The 22984-nt window shown below is 42.2% G+C and carries 15 protein-coding genes and 1 pseudogene; 13 read left to right on the top strand and 3 right to left on the bottom strand.

Annotated features, from left to right (window positions below):
- Positions 1–29 precede the first annotated feature (29 nt).
- From H70357_RS03410 to H70357_RS03455, 10 genes and pseudogenes are all read left to right on the top strand, one after another.
- Positions 30–338 (top strand): hypothetical protein, encoded by a 309-nt coding sequence (locus H70357_RS03410; protein WP_038585776.1) that lies wholly within the window; start codon positions 30–32, stop codon positions 336–338.
- Positions 339–607: 269 nt separating this feature from the next.
- Positions 608–1176 (top strand): annotated as a pseudogene (locus tag H70357_RS03415) (SF0329 family protein).
- 171 nt (positions 1177–1347) lie between these two features.
- Positions 1348–1677: a MazG-like family protein gene (locus tag H70357_RS03420; protein WP_038585778.1), complete on the top strand. Its 330-nt coding sequence runs from the start codon at positions 1348–1350 to the stop codon at positions 1675–1677.
- Positions 1678–1697: 20 nt separating this feature from the next.
- Positions 1698–2252 (top strand): hypothetical protein, encoded by a 555-nt coding sequence (locus H70357_RS03425; RefSeq protein WP_038585780.1) that lies wholly within the window; start codon positions 1698–1700, stop codon positions 2250–2252.
- Positions 2253–2290: 38 nt separating this feature from the next.
- Positions 2291–3631, top strand: coding sequence for a hypothetical protein (locus H70357_RS03430; protein WP_038585782.1), 1341 nt, complete (start codon positions 2291–2293; stop codon positions 3629–3631).
- Positions 3632–3891: 260 nt separating this feature from the next.
- Positions 3892–5997 (top strand): AAA family ATPase, encoded by a 2106-nt coding sequence (locus H70357_RS36220; protein WP_052091796.1) that lies wholly within the window; start codon positions 3892–3894, stop codon positions 5995–5997.
- Positions 5984–7030, top strand: coding sequence for a 5-methylcytosine restriction system specificity protein McrC (locus H70357_RS03440; protein WP_038585784.1), 1047 nt, complete (start codon positions 5984–5986; stop codon positions 7028–7030). The genes H70357_RS36220 and H70357_RS03440 overlap by 14 nt, the downstream gene beginning before the upstream one ends.
- A gap of 260 nt (positions 7031–7290) precedes the next feature.
- Positions 7291–9855, top strand: coding sequence for a type I restriction-modification system subunit M (locus H70357_RS03445; protein WP_038585786.1), 2565 nt, complete (start codon positions 7291–7293; stop codon positions 9853–9855).
- Positions 9852–11078, top strand: a complete 1227-nt coding sequence (locus tag H70357_RS03450) for a restriction endonuclease subunit S (RefSeq protein ID WP_038585788.1) — start codon at positions 9852–9854, stop codon at positions 11076–11078. Before H70357_RS03445 ends, H70357_RS03450 begins: the two co-directional genes overlap by 4 nt.
- A gap of 15 nt (positions 11079–11093) precedes the next feature.
- Positions 11094–14177, top strand: coding sequence for a type I restriction endonuclease subunit R, EcoR124 family (locus H70357_RS03455; protein ID WP_038585791.1), 3084 nt, complete (start codon positions 11094–11096; stop codon positions 14175–14177).
- 92 nt (positions 14178–14269) lie between these two features.
- On the opposite strand, the gene H70357_RS03460 is transcribed toward H70357_RS03455, so the two are convergent.
- The gene (locus H70357_RS03460; RefSeq protein WP_038585794.1) at positions 14270–14518 is read right to left on the bottom strand and encodes a helix-turn-helix domain-containing protein; all 249 of its coding nucleotides are present in this window, start codon (positions 14516–14518) and stop codon (positions 14270–14272) included.
- A 151-nt stretch (positions 14519–14669) separates the two neighbouring features.
- On the opposite strand from H70357_RS03460, the gene H70357_RS03465 reads away from it, so the two are divergent.
- The 3 genes from H70357_RS03465 to H70357_RS03475 all read left to right on the top strand — a co-directional run bounded on the left by H70357_RS03465 (position 14670) and on the right by H70357_RS03475 (position 19952).
- Entirely contained in the window at positions 14670–15167 is a 498-nt protein-coding gene (locus H70357_RS03465; RefSeq protein ID WP_038585799.1) for a hypothetical protein, read from the top strand.
- A gap of 158 nt (positions 15168–15325) precedes the next feature.
- A complete protein-coding gene (locus H70357_RS03470) occupies positions 15326–17566 on the top strand; it encodes an MrcB family domain-containing protein (protein WP_038585802.1) in 2241 nt (746 codons plus the stop codon).
- Positions 17538–19952, top strand: coding sequence for a restriction endonuclease-like protein (locus H70357_RS03475; RefSeq protein WP_038585805.1), 2415 nt, complete (start codon positions 17538–17540; stop codon positions 19950–19952). Before H70357_RS03470 ends, H70357_RS03475 begins: the two co-directional genes overlap by 29 nt.
- Positions 19953–20258: 306 nt before the next feature.
- Here H70357_RS03475 and H70357_RS03480 read toward each other — a convergent pair whose 3' ends face one another.
- Together H70357_RS03480 and H70357_RS03485 are read right to left on the bottom strand one after the other, a co-directional pair.
- Entirely contained in the window at positions 20259–21998 is a 1740-nt protein-coding gene (locus H70357_RS03480; protein ID WP_038585808.1) for a sensor histidine kinase, read from the bottom strand.
- Positions 21995–22729 carry a response regulator transcription factor gene (locus tag H70357_RS03485; RefSeq protein WP_038585811.1) on the bottom strand — a complete coding sequence of 245 codons (735 nt, stop codon included), beginning with the start codon at positions 22727–22729 and terminating at the stop codon, positions 21995–21997. The genes H70357_RS03480 and H70357_RS03485 overlap by 4 nt, the downstream gene beginning before the upstream one ends.
- Positions 22730–22984: the final 255 nt, after the last annotated feature.

The raw sequence follows: 22984 nt of genomic DNA on the forward strand, positions 1-22984 counted from the left end.
GCAGCAATAAGAGAAGTGGTGCCCAGTAAATGAATAACATAAACTCTCATCATTGTAATCTCAATATATGGTATCATCTACCTGATGAAGTATGGAGTAAAGTTGCTGCTATATATAAGTCTATGCCCGGTTGGAAGGGGTATAAAGACGGGATTCCACATTGGTTCGGGCAGGAAGATGATGATGTTTTTATTGAAGCATCCGTTGAGCCGGGCGGATTGTCATTTTATGCCCAGATGAATCAGAGCGATTGGGATTCCTGGATAACAAGGTTTAAATCAGAAGCAACAAAGGTATTAGATTTTGACGTTGGTGAACCTGAAGATGGATTTATGTGAAAGGATTGTAACTTCAAATAAACGATGCAACCTTTTACGTATAGCGCTAGGGTTGCCTGAGAGTCCGTTTGTTGGGTGATGAAATTGGTGTATACGCTTGAATGTTATTCAGGCTCGGAATTGCCATTTCGAGAGAAATAAAGCTGTGCGCGGGCGGCATTTGGCTTAAACAGAAAATTGAAGTCAAATGATTGAGGATCGGCTGAATGGAGAGGGGATAAACCCGGAGCCAACAAGCCTTTCCTCTGTTTTTATATGGAGGGGATCACATGTCCTGGAGCAAATTGAAGCAACAACTGGAGGGCTTTCTCTGTCCTGCGCTAAATGGAAGGGTAGAATACCGCGCACCAGGTTACCGTTATCTGCCTGATAAATCAGGGATTTGTTATATCTCGGTAGATAAAAAGAACGTACTCAATATGAGTGATAAAACGAACACTATCAGATGGTATCAAACAGAGCTGGAAATTAAGAATGATCCGGATCTCCGAATTCCTGTCACAAGTAGCGACATTGAAGCGGTCAGAGTAACTACTAAGGGGCAGTGCCGGAGGACCGTCTAATCGTAATGGCCAGAAGCAGAAAAAGTACAGAACATGCCAAAGAGCTAATGTCAGCACAGGCTGCATTAAGTAAATCGAATTTCATCGTTGTGGCTAATAAGTTTTTAACTACTCCTATAGAGGAAAGTCTAGAGAGCAGTGATATGGTATTGAATATACTGGCTTTGGTGGACAGGAGGGTTGGGAAGAAGCGGATTTTAAGCATGGCGGAGAAGATGGAGTTAAAGCATCCGGTTGTGCGGTATTTTTATGAGTTGCGGCGTGGTAGGTTGTAGGGGGGGAATCTATAATTAGCTGTGTGATTTAATAAGGGCCTTCTGATAACAGGAATATTTTTCTGTTTAACTTGTAGGAATTTCGTGGATTTACATTGAGGATTGGGCTATCATTATTGTGCAATGCAAGTATTAAAGATTGAATTAGATCAACATGATGAGGTGCTACAAATGGACGAACTAATCGAGAAAATCATCCAATTCCGCGACGAAAGGGACTGGAAGAAATTCCATGATCCCAAAGATCTGGCTCTCTCCATCTCGTTGGAGTCGAGCGAACTGCTGGAACTCTTCCAATGGAAGAACAGTCAGCAAGCCATAGAGCAAAATTTTTCCGACATGCAGGACGAAATCGCTGACATTCTCATCTACACGCTAACGCTCGTTCATGATTTAAATATCGACGTAAAGGATGCCATCCTTCAGAAAATAAACAAAAATGCGGAGAAATATCCGGTATCCCGTTTCAAGGGAAGTTCGCAAAAAAGTACGCGGCAGTGAACGGATAGGGGAGAAGCACCATGATTATCTATGAATCGACCAAGCAGCAATTTATGAATGATGTGACCGAAGACATTATTGCGGTAAAGATTCATAACCAGTACGTGCAAAAAGTCGGCAGGGTTTCTCCGGGTGAAATCAATGCATGGAACAATTCCATGAACTATCTATATAAAGTATTAAACACATCAACCATTCCAGATGACGTAGGAATCGCGATTGAATATAAAATTCCAGCGACCTCGAGAAGAGTCGACTTCATGATTACAGGCTTGAATGAAAAGGATCAATACTCCGTCGTCATCATCGAGCTTAAGCAATGGTCAGAAGTTGAGACGGTTGAGGATGCAGATGGCCTTGTTAAAACCCGTTATAAAGGAACAAAGACTAAAACGGCGCATCCCTCTTTTCAGGCATGGTCTTATGCCAGGCTAATTAGCGAATATAACGAGACCGTGCAGAACGAAGCGGTCCAACTCTATCCTTGTGCTTATTTACATAACTATATTCGGGAGTGTGACCCAAGGTATACTACTGTAGGGAGATATTACACCCGTTTACATTTATTTGTTTGAGATTAAGTATTGTACTTGCGATTAAGGGAAGGTGCTAAGTGCGAAAAAAAAATAATAAAAAGCAATTTCTATCCGAGAACAAGCCATTAATTATTGAATGGCTGTTCATTTTGTCTATCTTACTAGTTCTAGTAGGTATTATCTTGTATCATACACCAGTGGGTTTTGGGCGATTAGTCAACAGTTGGAATCATGAATGGGCATCAAATTGGTTTGGGCTATTCGCAATATACTGGATCGAAATTGTACTACTTATGTTCATATGGGACTTGTTTTGGTTTCGCCTCGCTGGATTGGTAGAAACCATGTATGACGAACTTTCGCATTTATGGATTAAGAAAAAATGGCTACTAATTAAACTGATTCGATTTAAATACGGTTTCGACAAACTGCGTTTTCGCATGAGAATTGCTTTTTACTTTGGTGGAGGTAAAAGTCGTCAAGAATTGATAGACTACGTAGGTTATCCTACAATCGTTGAGTTATTGAAAAGCGTGTTTTATATAATAATTGGTAGGACTTCAATTCTCGCAGGAATATTTACCGTGTTAACTTTTGATAGTTCATCGTTTGATGTAGTACAGAATGAAGCAATAAATTTATGGAATGAAAGCACCACATTTTTATGGGATAATTTCACTAAACTTTCTGCGGTTGTCGTGCTTGTGCTTCTTGTATTCCTCGGGTATTTTGTAAGCAGGCAGGGGGTTATTCGCCGAGCTATTGCACAAGCAAATCGCAAAAAACTCGAAGAGATCGTTCAGATGCATCGCAAACTATCACATATCATTATAGGAATAATTCTTACAGGCTCAAAGAATGTTGAATATGCAATTAATTGTTATGATCTGCTTGTCGAATTTTGGGCTCATAAGATTCAACCCGACACATCTGTTGCCGCTCGAAGAAAGTGGGCACATCAGCGTTACAAGGATTCAAAAGATTTTCGTTTTGAAGATATTTCTGAATTGGAGCTTTTTTTGGAAGAATTAGACAAGTTGAAGCTTGCTGATAATGCGGATATCTCCCGTTGGTTTTGGAGATCAAAGTATGAGCTTATTTCGTTATTTGTATTAAGTTCAACTTCATTAAAGATTGATCAAATCAATCGATTATTATTTACAAAAAAGGGTTTTGAAGACATGAACAAAATTCCTGAAAACTATTTCGCGTCTTCTGATGGAGTGGAAGAGTTTGATGCAGATATTATTCAGGCCGAGGTAGATGAATATAAAAAATACACCCTAGAAAGTTATATCATTGAAGGGATTGAACTTATCTTTATACTATATCGATATATAAAAGTAATTGAAACTATGCTCCATATAGACTCTGATAAACCCGGGCGTGGGCTCAGGGCGTTCACAAACAAAGAATAGCATCAGGTAGAGGAGTATAGCCAGTTCTACCTAATTTCTGCGAATTACCAAGATTACATAGATAAAACATCAGTCCTTAATATCTACGAGGTCTATGCTATATAGACCACCTCTGCTGTAAAAGATTGCTGATATCACAATATTGGTACCTTTAAAAATAAAGTGCCCGATATCTCTTCGTATATCACAAGTAGGGCGAAACACTTGTTCTTTAGAGCTCTTAGTGAAAGTCATTTTATCTTCAATTTCGGAGGTACACTATGAATGATGTTGTAAATACTCAAAAAGAAAAATATAAAGTTTGGGTTACGGAAAACTTAGGTGAAAAAACAGGTGGATGGTACACGCCATATCTTGAGAAACTTGGACAATTGTTAGTAAAGTTTGCATTAGGTGGCGGTTATAAGGAGAATTTCTTTGATTATCAATCATATTCAGAATATAAAAATATTTATCAAGAAATGACGGAACAAAGTGATCAGGATATTGAGAGGTTAGTAAGTGGTAAAGGTACGCCACGATATCCACAAAAGTTTGGTATGAAAAAAAATCTGTTTAGAAAAAAATATGCGGAAGATGAATATAATCGCGGCGTAAGAGGTAAGCCTGATAATACAGGTGGAATACCTGACTGGGGCGTTTTAATGCGATCATATCTAATATTTTTATATTATGATGAGAATCCTACTTTAACTTATCCTAAAAAAGAGAAGAAAATTGCAAATCAAGAAGATGAAATTGATAACAGCATTAATTATTGGTTAATTTCACCTGGTGAAAATTCGAGATTATGGGATCAGTTCCAGGGCGGAAATATGATTGCACTTGGTTGGGACTATTTAGGGGATCTAAAAAACTATGATTCAAAGGAAGATGTTGAACGGAAAATAGCTGAGCAAAGAGCGGATGGGGTGCGTCCTATAAATGATACAAAGGCTGTGTGGGATTTTTATAGTGAAATTCAACAAGGAGACGTTATATATGTAAAAGAAGGAATTAAGACAATCCTCGCACGCGGAGTTGTTGCGGGAGATTATTATTTCGATAATGATGTATCAGAATATAAACATAGAAGAAAAGTAGATTGGCTTCAAGTTGGAAAGTGGGAACTATATCAGACATTTGCTCAGAAAACATTAACATGTTTAAATTCTTATCCTAATTTTATTGTAGAAATTGATCAAGTAATGAATGAAGACTTTATTGATCCAAAAATGGCTGAAGTGAATGGATTTCGAAATTGGTTATCTAATCAAGTTACGGATACAGGAGTTAGCTTGAATGATAAAACAGTTACGCAAAAAGTAAATGCGTTAAAGGATATAGAGCAACATTTTGATACTCTAATTTTTGGTGAAACAGATATTGAGCAACTAAAACAGTTGAAAGATGTTGTTGTATCAGATAAATCCTACAAAAAATATAAAGGTGTATCAGGAAGTTCAATAGACTACTACATTCGTTTTGTTGAATCAAAGCCCACTGTTCAGGAAAATGAATCCTTTACAATGGAGGATTTTCTTTCGGATGTTTTTATCGAAAAAAAGGAAATTGTACGTCTAATATCTCTACTTGAAAATAAGAAGAATCTTATATTGAAAGGTGCACCAGGAGTAGGTAAGACGTTTATTTCCAAACGTTTAGCGTATGTAATGATGGAAGAAAAAGATGAAACGCGTATTCATATGGTTCAGTTTCACCAAAGCTATAGTTATGAGGACTTCATTGAAGGGTTACGTCCAAAAGCTGAAGGGGATGGATTTGAACTGAAACAAGGTCCGTTTGTGAAGTTTGCTAGAAAAGCAGCACGAGATCCAGAACGAGACTACTTCTTTATTATTGATGAAATTAATCGTGGGAATATGAGTAAAATACTTGGGGAATTAATGATGCTTATCGAAGCGGATAAGCGAGGCGAGCAGATCAATCTTCTCTACTCTAATGATAAGTTTTCGGTGCCATCGAATTTATACATCATTGGAATGATGAATACTGCGGATAGAAGCTTAGCTTTATTAGACTACGCACTTAGAAGAAGGTTTTCGTTTTATGAAATTAAGCCAGCTTTCCAAAATGATACATTTAAGTCCTATATAAATGATTTAAATAATCCACAATGTTTAAACCGTATCATTGATGAAATTAAAAGATTAAATAATCAAATTGTTAAAGAGCTAGGATCAGGATTTCAAATTGGGCATAGCTACTTTACAGGCGATGCTTATAAAGTAGATACCGCAAATCGTGTAGAGGAAGTAATTGAATATGAAATTATTCCACAGCTATTTGAGTATTGGTTTGATGATGAACAGAAGGCAGACGATTGGGCTGAACGACTAAGAGGTTGTTACGATGGAGAGAAATAATAATATTCCAATTCGTAATATATACTATATGCTTTCCTATGCATATCAAACGTTAAATCTTTCCGAGTATAATCAAATTGGAACAGAAAAGTTTGAGAATGTTAAAGAGCTGTATACAGAAATTTTAGCGATAGGTATACCCGTTTTGATCCGCGGAGGATTAATTAAAGATTATATAAATATTGAAGAGGATTCCAATGTTATTAAGGGGGGAATTGATATTAATTCTACGATAAATAAAAATACATTGATAATTAAGAAAGTTTCAGTAGTTTATGATGATTTCTCTGGAAATATATTGTTGAATCAAATTATCAAAGCGACACTCGTTTACCTATCGCGCTCAAATAAAATAAATAAAAAGATACGTAGAATTTTTTACGGTTTACTGCCTTATTTCACAGAAGTATCAGATGTAGAGCTGAACTTGAAGCTATGGAAAAACCTTAGATATAACCGCCAAAACATTCGCTATCAATTCATTGTAGATGTGTGTAGATATCTTTATGAGCAGTTATTATTGGATGAAAACTCAACATCTCAAAGGATGAAAGAGGTTCAAGAAGAACAAAGATTATGGTCTTTATATGAAAAATTCATTTATGCATTTTTCAGACGTGAAACGGAATATATCGTATCCCATCCTCAAATTCAGTGGATTGTTGATGATGAATTTGCAGATGCATTACCGATTATGCAAACAGACCTTGTACTTCAAAAAGATAAAAAAACATTGATTGTGGATGCAAAGTTTTATTCTGAGAATATGGCAGTAAGGTTTGAAGGTGGAGTTCCCAAGCAAATATCTTCTAACCTGTATCAAATGTTTACGTATATAAATAATTGGGAAAAACAGAGGGATGAGACTGTTGCAGGTATGCTACTTTATGCCAAAACAACCGCTTTAAATCAACCTAACCATGTTTACAGTATTAAAGGTAATCAAATTTTAGTTGTATCTCTTGATTTACAACAAGATTTTAACGGCATAAAGGAAAACTTAATAGCATATGCCAATCAATTTTTTGAATAGCTTTATTTGGAGATAAAGAAACCAGACAGCAGAGCTAACTCTGGCGGTATTTTTTGCTTACGGTGTATTGGAAGTTTTTCTGTTCCTACTATAATAAATATAGGGATTATTCACTATGAGAAGCCTAGCTGTCAATCAATTGACAACTAGGTTTCATTCTATGATAAAGTGAACTTAAAAATGAATAGGCTTTTTAATAGCTTGAAAAAGCTATTAATTAAATTTTTGAATGGTAAAAATATTTCAATGGGGGATATATAGTGATTACATCAGAAGAAATCAAACGTAGATTATGGGACGGAGCAACTGAACTACGTGGTTCAATGGATGCCAGCCGTTATAAAGATTATATGCTTGGGTTGATGTTCTACAAATTTTTGAGTGATAAGACTTTAGAAGCATTCAAAGTTACCAGCGGTTTAGGGAATTTGACTGAATCCGAATTGGTCGAGGAATATATTGAGGCAAAAGAGGAATACGGTGAACAGCTTGATAAAATGATTCAGAATGTACTCGGTTATTATGTTTCACCTGAGTATCTCTATCAGACTTGGTTAAAGGACATCAATTCAGGAGAATTTGAGGTTCAAAAAGTAACGGATGGCTTGAATAACTTTGAGCGTACGATTGCTGCATCCGGCGATTCAAATGATTTCAGGGGATTATTCTCAAGTTCTACCCTTGATTTAACGGACACTGCTCTAGGCAGCAACTTAAATGAACGTAGCAAAAGTGTTAAAGCGTTGATTTTGCTGTTTGCAGACTTGAACATGGTGGCGCTGCAAAAAGGCGATGTACTCGGTGATGCGTATGAGTACCTAATTGGTCAGTTTGCGATGGAGTCAGGGAAGAAAGCAGGCGAATTCTACACACCACGACAAGTTAGTGAAGTTATGGCTCAAATTGCAGCGAAAACGCCAGGTATCAAGACAATCTATGACCCAACTGTCGGCTCTGGCTCACTTCTTCTAACAGTTAAGAAACATTTGGATGAAGATGTTCAGAGAAATCTTAGCTATTACGGGCAAGAGAAAAATACAGCCACCTATAACTTGACTCGTATGAACTTGTTGCTTCATGGTGTTCGTCCAGAAAAAATGACCATTAAAAACGGCGACACCCTTTCTCAAGACTGGCCAGAAGATCCAGAACATGCAAACGAAGGCGTGCTGTTTGATGCAGTAGTTATGAATCCACCTTATTCTGTTAAAAATTGGAACAGGGCGGAATTGAAGGTCAGCGATCCCCGTTTTGAAGTTGCTGGGGTGTTACCACCAGACTCAAAAGGAGATTTTGCATTTCTTTTACACGGATTATTTCACTTAGGTCAGAACGGTACAATGGCAATTGTCTTGCCTCACGGAGTTTTATTCCGTGGTTCATCTGAGGGAGAAATTCGTAAACGGTTGCTTAAGAAGAATTACATGGATACCATCATAGGCTTGCCAAACAATTTATTCTCCAATACAGGTATCCCAGTAGTTGTCATCATTTTGAAGAAGAACCGAAGAATTGACGAACCTGTCTTAATCATTGATGCTTCTCATAGCTATATTAAAGTTGGGAAGCAAAATGTTCTGCAAGAGAAAGACATCGCAAAAATTGTGGACACATACATTGAACGTCGAGAAGAGAAAGGGTACAGTCATTTAGCAACTCGTGAAGAAATAATGGATAATCAGTATAACCTGAATATTCCTCGTTATATTGAGGCGGTTGACGGCGAGATTCCTCACGATGTGGATGCCCATCTCTATGGTGGAATTCCTAGAAGTAACATTAACGAGTTAAAGATTTTGCAATCTACAGTGCCTGATATTATGGAACGATCTTTGAAAGAAGTTCGTCAGGGCTATGTTGAACTAGCAAAGCCTGTGGAGGAAATCTCTTCTGATATCTTGAATGACCCTCGTATTATTGAACAGCTAAAAGAACTCGAATGCAAAGCTATGGCTTATGTTGATAAATACTGGGGTATTTTGAGAAATGGAAGGGTAGAAATTGATTCAACTCCTTTGATGGAAGAAATGCTTTTTGAAATCAAGGCGATTTTATCTCAGTTCCCAAATATTGATGTATATGATGGATATCAGATTGTGGCTGAGATTTGGAAGAATGCCTTGACCCAAGATACGGAAATCATCGCGTTAAGTGACTTCTATACAGCAGGACGTACCCGTGAACCGAATATGGTTACAAAAGGAACTGGTGATAAGAAAAGAGAAGAGCAGGATGGCTGGGTTGGCAGTATCGTTCCGAATGAGTTGATTGCAAAACAATTATATAGAGATCAACTAGAAGAAATCGAGTCGAAAAATATCCGTATTCAAGAGATTGAAACGGAACTGGCTGACTGGGTTGAGGCTGCAAAAGTGGATGATAGCGATGAAGCCAATGCTTTAAGCGGGACATTGAATGAAGCTGGTGAAGCTTTTGAAAACAAAACAGTCAAAGTAGAACTGAAGAAAGCTATTAAAGGAACAGTTGAATATAAACTTTTGAGTAAAGTTGAGAAGTTGATTACAGATAAATTAGCGCTTAGCAAGGCGGTTAAAGAGGATGAAAAGGCGCTCAAAGAAGCCGTGCAAGCACGCATTCAAACTTTGACAAACGAAGAAATCGACAACTTAATGTATGAAAAATGGTTTGGTAACACCGTAGATGCTATGGTTGCACTTGTAGAGCGGTCATTAAAAAAAGAGTTGAGCACTTTACAAATGTTGCACAATCGTTATGCTGATACTTTGTCGGCAATTGATAATGAAAGTCGAGACTTGGAATCAGCGTTTGAAGCTTTGATGAACAAATTGGTGGTTATATTATGATGGAGCAAAAAAAATTAGTGCCAAGAAGAAGATTTAGGGAGTTTCAAGATACTCACGATTGGGAACAGCGTGAGTTAGAGGAGATAACCTTAAAGATAGGAAGTGGAAAGACTCCAAAAGGTGGAGACTCTTCATACGTTTCGGAAGGGGTTCCATTGCTCAGATCTCAAAATGTCTACGGAGATATAGTTGACTTGAAAGATGTTGCATATATTACTCCCCAAACTGATGAAGAGATGAAAAATAGTCGGGTGGTTATGAATGACGTATTGCTTAACATTACAGGTGCTTCGATTGGGAGAAGTGCAGTATACCGCCTTTCTAGTGGCGCCAACGTTAATCAGCACGTGTGTATCATTAGACCAGCCAAGGGTTATAGTTCAGATTTTGTTCAACTAAACTTGGCAACTTCTAAAGGCCAACAACAGATTAATAATAATCAAGCAGGCGGCGCGCGTGAAGGATTGAACTTCCAACAGATTAGTAAAATGAGATTCGAATTTCCATCTCTCGAAGAACAAGACCAAATTGGTTTATTTTTCCGTGACCTCGACAACCTTATCACTCTTCATCAGCGTAAGCTAGATAAGACGAAAGCGTTAAAATCTGCTTATCTTTCTGAAATGTTTCCCGCTGAAGGTGAAAGTGAGCCAAAACGGAGATTTGCAGGATTTACTGACGCTTGGGGACAGCGTGAGTATGGCGAAGTTATAGATTTATTGTCGGGACAGGACTTTTCGCCTTCAGAATATAACGATACGTGTAACGGTATACCTTATATGACAGGGGCTAGTTGTATAGTTGGGAAAGAGACTATCGTTAACCGTTGGACAACAGTTCCTAGATGTTTAGCAGAAAAGGGCGACGTTTTGCTTGTCTGTAAGGGATCTGGTTATGGAGCAATTGCTGTATTGGCACAAGATAAAGCACATATTGCTAGGCAATTTATGGCTTTGAAAAATCTACCTAATCTAGATAAAATATTCAATTTATACCTATTGAATTCAGTAATAGAAAATATCAAAAAAGATGCAAGAGGTTTAATAGCCGGGATTGCACGGGATGCCGTTATAAAACAAGAAATTTCTATTCCATCATTAGAAGAACAATCCCAAATTGGTGTCTTTTTTAAAAAAATTGACCACCTCATCACCCTTCATCAGCGTAAGCTGGAAAAATTACAAAATATAAAAAAAGCATACCTAAATGAAATGTTTATATAGAGGGGAGTGAGGACTATGAGCGATGCTCCAAAAAGTGCAGCAGAAAAATCGTTTCAAGAAAACTTTGTTAAAGAGCTCGAAAAGTATAAATGGAAAGCCCCCGACTTCTTAAATGGAAATCTTCAAAAAGTCACTGTTAATGACCTGATTACTCACTGGCGTAGCGAGCTCAACCGGATTAATGCCGATCAGCTAGAGGGTGTGGAATTAACGGATAACGAGTTCAAACAAGTGATGGCTAAAGTCAATCGGATCAGCAATAGCTACGAGGCAGCTAAGATTCTAGCGATTGAAGAATCCAAAGGAAAGATTGATGGTATTTACCGTGATGACAATCCTAAAATCACGAGAAAACAAATTACTTTGACCATATTTAAAAAAGCTGAAGTTCGCGGCGGGGACTCCAGTTATAGGATTGCTAGAGAGGTGCAGACTTCAAGCAATAACCGTTTTGATATTGTCTTACTGATTAACGGACTGCCTCTAATTAATATCGAACAAAAACGTACGGACAAAACACTGGATGAGGCTTTCGGACAATTCATGCGCTACTACCGTGATGGCGAATACAGTAATAACTTCATGGCTTTTTCGCAGATGATGGTAATCACCTCTGAAATTGCTACCCGTTATTTTGCTACTCCTAAAACAATAACAGATTTCAACCCTAGCTTTGTTTTCCATTGGTCGGATAAAAAAAACAAACCGATTAACAACTGGCAAAAAGTAGTGGAGAATTTTCTTATGATACCCATGGCCCATCAAATGGTGGGGGATTATTTAGTGATAGACGAAGCTAAGGACGAAGAAAACAGGCGTCATATGTTAATGCGACCATATCAAGTGTATGCTTTACAATCTGTCGAAAGTGCTGCTTTCGGTTGGGATAATGATGATAAAGTTCCTCACGGCGGATTTGTTTGGCACACAACGGGCTCAGGAAAAACCATTACCAGTTTTAAGACGGCTTTATTTTTATCGACTAGAGCAGGATTTGATAAGGTAATCTTCCTTGTTGATCGTCGTGAGTTAGACAATCGAACCAGTGAAAACTTCAAAGCATACGCTGCCTACGAGGCTGTCTCTGTTGATGATACCAAGCATACCTACCAGCTTAAAAAAATACTTAAGTCAGTTAAAAATGGAATTGTAGTAACGACAACATTTAAACTAAATTCTTTAGTGAAGGAAATGGAAGAAGCTCACGATAACAGTTTAGCAGATAAAAAAATCATTTTTATCATCGATGAAGCGCACCGCACAACAATGGGGCAGATGATGGGAAGCATTACGAAGTTTTTTAAAAAAAACGGACTTTTCTATGGGTTTACCGGAACGCCTTTATTTGATGAAAATAACGTTAAGGGAAAAGTCAATGAAAATAGTGAGGTCATCAATACAACCGAAAAACTATTTGGGCCCAAGTTACATCAATATACGATTGACGAGGCCATTGCGGATAAAAACGTATTGGGTTTCCACGTTGATTACATTAACACTGGAGAGTTCAAGAGTTATGAAGATTTAAGAGAGCAACTGGTTGAGCAGATGAAGGAAGAACGCCCTGAACTAACGGATAGAGAGATTGAACGTAAAGTTCAAGAAATGTCAGAAGCTCAACTTGAGAAACAAGCTCAAACACGAGGATTGCTGATATATCAGGATGAAACGCATATTCCACGCGTAGTTGAAGAAATTCTGAGTAACTGGGAATCCCAATCACAGGGTAGGGAATTTAATGCTATCTTAACAGTGGCTTATAAAAACCGGGTGATTGCCTATTATGATGAGTTCAAGAAGCAATTGACAGCAAATGGAGCGAAGCTAAACGTGGCAATGACTTTTAGCTTCGGCAATGAAAATGATCTTAAGCCACTAGACCCTAAAATTGTAAAAGGTATGTTTAAAGATTACGCCGAATTTACGGGTATTGAATTTATCGCTGGGGATAAAAAACGCGGTGAGGACGCTTACTTTGAAGATGTCGTAGAACGTGCCACTCGAGGCGGCAGCGGACGCAATCCGAAGAATATAGATCTCGTGATTGTAGCAGCCCAACTGTTGACAGGGTATGACTCTAAGCGTCTTAACACGCTTTATGTTGACCGTTATCTTGAACTTCAAAGTTTGATTCAAGCGTATTCTCGAACTAATCGTGTATTCGGTTCCAATAAAGAGTTCGGAACAATTATCAACTTCCAATATCCACGACTTACTGAGCAAATCGTAGAGGACGCTCTGAAGCTGTATGGAAGCGGTGGTAAGAGCAGTAAGGCCATTGTGGATACCTATGATACTGCTGTAAAAAAACTAGCCATAAAAAATACTGAAATGATTTCGACATTACCTGATCCGACGGAATGGCAGGTCATTAAAGATGATAACGAGAAAAAAGAAGCGTTTCTCCTGTCCTTTAAAGATACTGCTGAGCAATTGAATTTAGTGGAACAATACTATGAATTCAAGTGGGACGATGTTGCTTTTGGTATGGATGAGCATACTTGGCTGCAATATGTCGGTGCATATAAAAACTTAACTTGGAAGCCAGGGGAAGCGCCAACGCCAACGCCGATTAACCCTCTTTCTGGAAGAACTAAGCTAGCGGGAACACAGGTCATTGATGCCAATCATATTCTTAGCTTGATTGGTTCGAAAGTCACCGCTCCGAACGGTATACAAACGGTGGATGATGAAACACTCCGTATTATTTATGAACAAATTCAAGAGCTGAGTAACATGGGGGAATATGAGCAAGCACAGTTACTGAAAGAATTTGTGGACACTGAGCTTATGCGAGGTAACCTATCTAGTAGTCTAGACTTTGATGAGGCATTTGAAGCTTGGAAAGCAGGTAAGTTGGCAAACGTGGTTATTGCTTTTTCTTTAGAGTGGGGGCTTGACAGTAAGTTGCTTGGAAAATCAGTGGATTCATATTCTTTTACACAGCCTGATGTTGTTCCTTACATTAATGAACTCATTAGTAGCATTGATTATGGCAAGGCAACCAACCAAACAGCTGGAAATTTGTTAAGGCATAATATGAAGCTAACTACCAAACTTCCAGCGTGGATTGCTGAAGTTAAGCAAAAATATAGTTAAATCGATGTTGGTGAAAAAAGTATATTTTATGAGCCAAGGAGATGTATTCCTTGGCTTTTACATTTATTTGAAGATTGCAGAACAACTGTCCTTCAATTTTCCTCACCCAACAACTCCCCAACCGAAACCTCCAATGCCTTTGCAATAGCCACAACCTCATAGTCTTGTACAAGCCTATATTGACCTTCCAATCTTGATAAACTGGTTGGGCTGATGTCTAAACCGAAGGTCTGCAACCTGGCTAGAAAATCCTTTTGCTTCATTCGCTTAGTATTTCGAATAGCTACAACTCGGGTCCCGATGATGTTTTTGTCACCTGGTGGCTCTTTACGATGTCTCAATTCCGTGTCACCTCACAATTTAACCAAATTGTATGCGAGGTTACTGTTGTTTTAATGCGAATATCGAATTAAAATGAAATAAACCGATAAACGCATTAAAATATCTGCACATCGTCTACAGATATAGCTTTTCCAGGAAGGAGGGTTTGTAATGCAACATCTGATGCAGAAATATGAGGAGGAAAAGCGCAAGCTGAATGAACTTGGCCAGAGATCACTGGAGCAAGGAATTCCACTGAGCGGCAATGAAGCAGTTCAAGCCCAGAGTCGTAGAGTGGATGAACTCATTAATCAGATGCATCTAGAAAAGAATGGATATTCAGAGGCTTTTCGTTTAAACTTCTGTCTTGGGGGAGATGTGGTGAGCTTTCCAGTGTGGTTTGTACAAACGATTCAAGGTCGATTGAATGAGGTAACTGCACAGATTGAATATCAATCTGAGTCTAGACATGCCTTTGAAGAAGAGAGCAAAGCCTTTCAGGCGTTGTTTGACTCCATGGATATTGCACGCATGCCAGAATTTGAGTATTGGGAGGATAAGCTGCAATTGAAGCAATCTGCTCTTAATGAACGTCTATATCTACAAGGACTAAAAGATGGTATGCAGCTCGCAAATGCCTTTACTGCTCCTTCTATTCTCTCCGATTAAGTCACAATTAAAAATACGTACACTAACTGACTGGGCTGTCCGTGCGACAGTCTTTTCTTATGTGCTGTGGTTAGAAGGGATACATTCCCATATTGTCGAATAACCATACATATTGTAATTCTAGATTAAGTAATCATTAACCACCTTGGAGGACTCACATGCCATTACCCGAAATAATCACACAAATATTCAAGCGCAAGCAAAAATCATATAAGATGGTCCTGATCCTATCCTTGATAGAAGAGCTACGAGCCTCTAATCAGGAACGGGTTTCGTTCGATAGCGTTAAGCAGCGGTTTCTTAACTATTTCATAGCTGAACAAGAAAGAGGGAATCGGGTAGATCTGCCACCAGGGCGAGAGTTATGGAGGGAGGCTCCAAAGAGCCAGCTAAAGGATATCGTTAACAGCCCTGTTAATGCACTTTCGCATATTTTGTTTGTGAATTCAGAAGATAACACCATAGGTTTTCATAGCCAGATTCAGAGGCAGCTAGGGGAAGAAGAGCTCTCGCAGTTAGAGCGACTTGCGAGCGAAGAGCTCCAATCATACAATGCAGCGTTACAGCGGTTCTCTTTGCAGGGTTATCTGGAAAAAATCCTGGCGGAGTACACCACGGCCAAAATGGAATCTTTCGCGGGCCATTCACTGGGTACATTGTTTCGGCAGACTCTTCCTTCCGAGCTTAAAGCATTACCCTTCATAGATGAGCAATACAAGGTTCAAGGCTCGGTTGGGCAAGGGAATTGGGCAACGGTTCCATGGCTGGCAGTTCTGGATAAACGAATCACCGAAACGACTCAGCATGGGGAATATGTTGTGTATCTGTTTGCCGAGGATATGAGTGCTGTGTATCTTACGTTTAATCAGGGCGTAACGAAACCAATTCAAGAGAAGGGGCGAAGAGACGGCTATGCTTATCTGAGAGACCGCAAAGAAGCGCTTCTAGACCTTCTTGCTCTGACCAATATGAATAAGGATGAGAACATTCGTCTCGTGGATAGCGGATTAGGACAAGACTATCAGGTATCGACGGTTGCTTACATTAAGTACGAAAGAGGAAACGTCCCGAACGATGAGCAGCTCATTCAAGATCTTGAGAATGTAATCGAAGATTACCGTCTATATGTGGAATCGGCGATCGCTCCCAGTGATGACGAAGCCATTGACGAGGAAGTGGAACTATTGCCACAACAAGCCGAGCCTATGAAGGACGAGGAAGTTACAGGTATCCTCCACCAAATCCAATCCCACATCCGCCGCCAAGGCTTCTTCTTCCCTGAGCACCTCATCGAGAACTTCTACCTCTCGCTAAAAGCCAAGCCTTTTGTCATCCTGGCAGGCATATCGGGCACAGGAAAGACTCGGCTAGTGAAGCTCTTTGCGGAGGCGCTTGGAGCAACGAGGGATAATGGTCAGTTTACCTTGATCCCAGTCCGGCCGGATTGGAGTGATCCTGCGGATCTGCTGGGGTACAAGGACCTCTCGGGCAGGTTCCAGCCGGGTCCGATTACGAAGGTGTTCGTGGAGGCGCGGCAGCCGGAGAATCAGCATAAGCCTTATTTTATCTGCCTGGATGAGATGAATTTGGCACGGGTCGAGCATTATTTCAGTGATCTGTTAAGTGTTATGGAAACACAGGAGTGGCGGGAGGGAAAGATTACGACGCAGGATCTTATTTCTCCAACCTTGCTGGATACGCTTGAGGATCAAGAGGAGTATGGCAGTCTTGGCATCCCGGAGAATGTGTTCTCGATCGGGACGGTGAACATGGACGAGACCACACATCCTTTTAGCAAAAAAGTACTCGACCGCGCAAGCACCCTAGAGTTCAATTACATCAATCTAGAGCAGTATCCGGATTTGGGTGAGCAGGTAGAGGCTAGTGATAGCTTTGACGCTGCTGAACTGAATCATCTTTTCCTGCGCTCCGATTATTTGCAGCTAGTTGATGCCTATGATGTCAACAAAGAGCTCGTTGTCCGGACGACAGAAAGATTGGTTAAGATCAATGCCTTGCTTGAGGATATTCATGCTCATGTGGGCTTTCGGGTGCGGGATGCGATTTGCTTTTATATGATTTATAACGATCGGTACAAGCTGATGAGTGAGGAAGAAGCCTTTGACTGGCAGCTGCTGCAAAAGATACTGCCGCGCATCCAAGGGAGCCACTCCTCGGTTCGACGAGTCCTGTTGAGCTTGATTAAGGGTGCTATTGGTAGTGGTGCTGGCGTGACGGTAAATATTGAAGAACTCAAAGAGGATGCTAGACCACTCTATATGAGATGGGCTGCTGGCCAAACTCCGCCTACGGCCAAACATCCGCAAACTGCTCGTAAATTGGCTTTTATGCTCAGGAGGCTGGAGGAAGATGGATTTACCTCATTCTGGCTCTCTTAATGGGGCGGCCGAGTTGCTCCGTATCGAAACGGAGCTTTTTACGCTTTATGTGCAGGGGAGGCCCTATCATCCTACGGTAGAGACGTTGCAGCTTCATCGTTCTTCTAGTCAGGAGTGGGTGAGTGCACAGCTTGGGCTAGATTGCTCCGAAAGGCTGGGTAATGTGCAGATCAAAGTCTTCTCACCTGAGCTGGGCGGGATGGTGGAGTGGCAGCCGAATGAGTCGGTATTTCCTTGTTTTTATGAGACACAATCGTATGAACTGGTTATCCAGAACAAGTGCGCGGATAGCCTTTCTTTTTATCATGAGAATGTGCTGCTGCGGCAGGCGGTTAAGCCTCTAGGGGACTCTATTCTTGCGGGTGTTCTGAACTTTGGGAATGAGGTTGGTTTGACGGAGTGGGAGGTGCGAAGCGCGGGACAGACTTTACTGCGGGTAGAAATGGAGATTTTCCCCTCCAAGATGGATTACAAGCTGGATTACCAGAATATTTTGAATGAAGTAAACGCACAGATTTATAATTTGGCCTTTGATTTTTTGCGCAAAACCTACCAACTAACAGGCCTGCGGGAGACGCAGCATCAGAGCCTGACGGAGTTCTTCACCATACTACAGCATGTCTTTAGACAGCTCTTGGATGCCGTCGAGCGGATTAACAAGAATCCTAATTACGCGCTGCTCCAGGATCGCCGACTAGTGGATGCCAATCGGGTCAAAAAAGCAGGAAGAGAGAATATCCGCGAGCTCGCGAAGCATCCCGAACGATTAAGAGAAGACATGAACCATGGATTCTTAACCATCGGCAATCGAAACTACACAGCCACACACTTAATAGAGACACGTAAACGCCTAGCCTATGATACTAATGAGAATCGGTTCATACGGTGGATGCTGGAACGTATTCATGGGAAGCTGAAGGAGCTCAAGGCTCGCTGGAAGATGAACAGCCGAACCCCAGATCCACTACTTATCAAAAGGTTAGACGCCATGCTTACGCAGCTAGAGCGGGTGCTCAAGATAGATTTCTTGCGTGAGGCTGGAGCGCTGAAGCAGATGTCCGTTACGCTTGTGCTGCAGATGGCTCCTGGATACCGCGAGGTCTATCGCTGTTATCTGATGCTGCTTAAAGGCCTGTCTATCCAAGGCGACCTGCTCCGCTTATCTATGAAGGATGTTGCTCAGCTCTATGAGTATTGGTGCTTCTTGAAGCTGAATCAGCTCCTGGGGCAGAAGTATAAGCTGGTGAAGCAGGATATTATTAAGGTGAATCGGAACGGTATCTTTGTTACGCTGGATCGCTCGCAGAGCGCCAAGATGGTCTATGAGAATCCGATCAATGGCGAGCAGTTCATCCTGTATTATAATGCGATTCCTGGAACGGACAAGACCCCGACGCTTAATCAGCGCCCGGATAATGTGCTAACCTTGAAGAAGAAGGATGCTGGTCAGATCAAGGAGTATAAGTATGTTTTTGACGCAAAGTATCGCTTAAACCCTGCCTATGAGGGGACTTCCTATCATCGGACTTATGGACAGCCTGGGCCGGAAGAGGATGACATCAACACGATGCACCGTTATCGGGACGCGATTGTGTATCAGGAAAAAGGCTCAGGGGAATATGAGCGAAGCATGTTTGGGGCGTATGTGTTGTTTCCCTATCCGGATGAGGAGCGGTACAAAGCCCACCACTTTTACAAAAGCATTGAGCTATTGAATATCGGCGCATTACCGTTCCTACCGAATTCTACAAGCTTGGTGGAGCAATTCTTAGATGAGATTATTCAGGATAGTCCGGAAAAAGCTTTTGAGCGCTCCACACGTCCACGCGGGACGAGAGAATACTATGCCAATCAGCTTGCGGGCAAGAATGTGCTGGTTGGTTCTGTGCGGGGACCGGAGCAAGTTGAGGTGGCGTTGCAGAAATCTTTTTATCATATGCCATTAAAAAATCTTTCAGATGTAAAGATCCTCACTCAGATCGAATACGTGGCAATGTGCCAATCCAGAAAAAAATTCTATGATCCTGCGAAAACGGGGATTCATTGGGTTGGGAAAGTAGCCGATTGGAAGGTGCTGCGGCGTAAGGAGATCAAGGAGGTTCCTTCTCGCCCGGGTACAGAAGAAGAGCTGTATATACGCTTCACGATTGAGGCCTGGCAGCGGTTAGCGGCGCCTGTCTTGCTGGGAGGACAAGGGATTTATACGGTGCTCTATACCAGTAAGTATATCCTGGACCGGGCCTTGGAGATTGCAGAGCTCCGTTTAGAAACGGAGGAAGATATTCGCGAATGGCGTGAGAAACGCCGCAGGGGTAAAGTAAAGGTGAAACTGGATCATGAGCAGTATGTGGATTTAGGGAGGGTTGTGGAGGTTCGGAATATTTGAAGTAACGGGAGGCCAAATCATCATGATAATCAGCAACCTCCTGATTACCGTGATGGCTGCACGTTCCCGTTAATTTGTTGTTGTACGTGTTGACTCTGCTTACTCCACACATGTGGAATCGTGTTCAATGTTGGGAGTACATACTGGAGACTGCAGTTTTTTTGATATTATACGTGCTTATGGGTGGGGGGGGCCGCTTACAATTATGCTTACAGATCAGTCTCCCCCTAGAGATGAGAAAGAGCGGTGTCCTGATTTTGCTCAGCTGAGCGTTTACACAGGGAAGAATCATTCCCAGCCAAACGCTCAGTTGGGCAATAAGATCTCAATTATCGTGCCTTGCCACACTTTGGATTTTACCTGGATTTCGCCGCTATGCGCTTCCACGATGGTTTTGGCGATGCTCATCCCGAGCCCGGATCCTTCCGTCGATTCATCGGAATTCGTTCCCCGGTAGTAGCGATTGAACAAATGATGCAGCGTTTCCTCGTCCATCCCTTTGCCATTATCGATTACTCGTATGCATGCCTTGTCGTTCATCCTGCCGACATTGACGTTGACAATCACGCCAGGCGGGTTATGCTTCACGGCGTTGGACAGCAAATTGTCCATCAACCGCATCAGCCAGGTTTCATCGGCCTGTATCAGCAAGGGACAATCCTCCCCAACATAGTGAAACTGATACTCAGACATCATGGCGTCGTTGACGTACTTCAGTACGGAGCAGCGCACCAGCTCAACCAAGTCGATCTCCCGAAACTTCATGATCGAATCGCCCTGCTTGAGCTGATGAATCAATGAGAAGTCGGAGATCAGCTCCAGCATATAATCCCCCTTTTCCCGGATCGTCGAGCCCATGATGCGCATCTCCTCTTGGCTCCATTGCTCAGGCAAGCTCTCCAGCATATACCCATAACCTTGAATTGTGGCCAGTGGCGTGCGCAGATCGTGGGAAATCCCTGACATCCACTCCGCTTGCGCCTTTTCCAGCCTCTCGCGCTCCTTCTCGATCTGAGCCAATTGATGAGTCATCTGATAGAAGGATTCAATCACTTCCTTATAGAGCCTGTAGCGGATGCGCATCATGCCGTTGCGGCGGAATACCTTGCGCATGTCCTTGGCGGTCAGTACCTGGTCGTACTGACCCCGGCCCATACGTTCGAACCAGCCTGCGAACAGAATCAGCGGCTGACCGTAGCGGTAGCCATGCCAGATGGAGATCGGCAGCGCCAAGAGCAGGATCAGAACTGTAATCCGGACGAGTCCACGCGTTGCCTTTTCCATCACAGGATGCTTCAGAGGGGCTCCCGCTGCATGGGGTGTATAGAGAATCCACGTCATTCCGCTCAGCTTGTCCCGATGGGCGACAATATTCGTGTCATAGTTGCTGGGCGATTGCTGGATGGCCAGGATATCCAGCTGTCGATACGCCTTCTGCACGTATGCTTCATCGCCTATGCCTTGTACGATATGGCTCTCGGGGTCGATCACCTGCAGATAGCTGCCGGTTTTGCGCAGCCGCTGGTCCAAGTGGGAAACCGCTTCGCTACGCACGATTCCATGCTGCCCGTAGGCATCAAACCAGGCTACGAGCTGGTCAAGGTCAGGACTAGGATAGCCCAGCATATACAGAAGCGGGTCTTGGAAAGCAAAATTAAGCTGAGTGTGTACGGCGTACGTCCCAAACGTCCGTGTCTCTTGGATATCGAGCAGTTGAGCGATGGAGTAGGAGGCCGGCAGCGTATGATGCGGAGTTGTATTGACGGCGTAGATCACCTCTCCTTCGGCACTGACAACCTGTAGCCACATGCCTTTTTCCTCGATGAGCTTGTCCCACTCGGGGGAGATCTGAATCGTCCCGTCCTTGTAATGAGCTTCTTGAGCGATCTGTTGCAGGACGCCAACCGGAAAGTTCCGGCGTATCTCATTACTCGTCATGTTCTGGAAAAACAAGATGCAGGCAACCAGAGTAATAGCCACCATAAGCAGGGCATAAAAAATCAATTGATACGTGAAGTGGAAGGCCATGCGCTGTTGGATCTTCATCGCTCCTGCGGCTCCTTCACCAGCTTGTAGCCAAGCCCGCGTACGGTAAGCAGCAGCTTCGGATTACCGGGGTCGATCTCGATCCGCTCTCGGATGCGCCGGATATGCACCATTACCGTCGAATCATCGCCCTGTCCGTTGATCCCCCAAACCTTGTCGTAGAGCTGTGTTTTGGAAAATACGATGCCGGGAAACTTACAGAAGTGCAGCAGCAGCTGGAACTCCTGCGCGGGGCAAGGAACTGGCTGTCCCTCCACGATTAGTTCGCCCTCCACCTCGTTGACGGTGAAGCGGCCAAACCGATAAATCCCCGGATCGGGCCGTTTCGCCGGACTGGACGTCGAGGTTTCTGGCTCCAGTCGGCGTATGCGTGCCTGAATTCTTGCGGCCACCTCCAGAGGATTGAAGGGCTTCGTGATATAATCGTCCCCGCCCATAGCGAAGCCTCGCAGGACATCGAGATCGGAAGCCTTGGCCGTCAGAAACAAAATATGCGGATTCCCGTATTTGCGGAGCTTGGAGCAGAGCTCCAGGCCGCTGCCGTCGGGGAGCATGATGTCGAGCAGGAGGATATCGGGGGCTTCACGCTTCGCTAAATCGAGAGCTTCCGCACAGGTGGAAGCCGCGTACAGCTGATGAAACCCTTCCCTGCGAAGCACCATTTGCAGCATCGTGACAATCGAAGGCTCGTCGTCGACGATTGCGATTTTAAAATCGGATAGATTTGTCATTGTTTTCACCCATTTCCATAGTAGCATAATCACTTTAACAGAACCTAAACGGCGGGAGTGAAATTAAGCTGATGTTTGTCTATCCGTTTAGGTTCTGTTTCATTGGGGCTGGTAGGATAGGGGTGAGAAAGCTATTCGAACATACAAAGGATTGGTTTATGAGAAGATCGTCCCTAGTCACCGCCGCTCTTGTTGTATTCATGTCGTCCGAAAAAGGCCGGTTGGGGCCTGAAGCGGAAAACAGCAACAAAAGTA

It is taken from the genome of Paenibacillus sp. FSL H7-0357, from assembly GCF_000758525.1.
Classification (GTDB): Bacteria; Bacillota; Bacilli; order Paenibacillales; family Paenibacillaceae; genus Paenibacillus_AQ.

What these genes read in the sequence shown, in the direction of transcription:
- H70357_RS03410 (WP_038585776.1), top strand. Translation starts at nt 30, where the DNA reads ATGAATAACATAAACTCTCATCATTGTAATCTCAATATATGGTATCAT.
- H70357_RS03420 (WP_038585778.1), top strand. Translation starts at nt 1,348, where the DNA reads ATGGACGAACTAATCGAGAAAATCATCCAATTCCGCGACGAAAGGGAC.
- H70357_RS03425 (WP_038585780.1), top strand. Translation starts at nt 1,698, where the DNA reads ATGATTATCTATGAATCGACCAAGCAGCAATTTATGAATGATGTGACC.
- H70357_RS36220 (WP_052091796.1), top strand. Translation starts at nt 3,892, where the DNA reads ATGAATGATGTTGTAAATACTCAAAAAGAAAAATATAAAGTTTGGGTT.
- H70357_RS03440 (WP_038585784.1), top strand. Translation starts at nt 5,984, where the DNA reads ATGGAGAGAAATAATAATATTCCAATTCGTAATATATACTATATGCTT.
- H70357_RS03450 (WP_038585788.1), top strand. Translation starts at nt 9,852, where the DNA reads ATGATGGAGCAAAAAAAATTAGTGCCAAGAAGAAGATTTAGGGAGTTT.
- H70357_RS03455 (WP_038585791.1), top strand. Translation starts at nt 11,094, where the DNA reads ATGAGCGATGCTCCAAAAAGTGCAGCAGAAAAATCGTTTCAAGAAAAC.
- H70357_RS03465 (WP_038585799.1), top strand. Translation starts at nt 14,670, where the DNA reads ATGCAACATCTGATGCAGAAATATGAGGAGGAAAAGCGCAAGCTGAAT.
- H70357_RS03470 (WP_038585802.1), top strand. Translation starts at nt 15,326, where the DNA reads ATGCCATTACCCGAAATAATCACACAAATATTCAAGCGCAAGCAAAAA.
- H70357_RS03475 (WP_038585805.1), top strand. Translation starts at nt 17,538, where the DNA reads ATGGATTTACCTCATTCTGGCTCTCTTAATGGGGCGGCCGAGTTGCTC.
- H70357_RS03480 (WP_038585808.1), bottom strand. Translation starts at nt 21,998, where the DNA reads ATGAAGATCCAACAGCGCATGGCCTTCCACTTCACGTATCAATTGATT.
- H70357_RS03485 (WP_038585811.1), bottom strand. Translation starts at nt 22,729, where the DNA reads ATGACAAATCTATCCGATTTTAAAATCGCAATCGTCGACGACGAGCCT.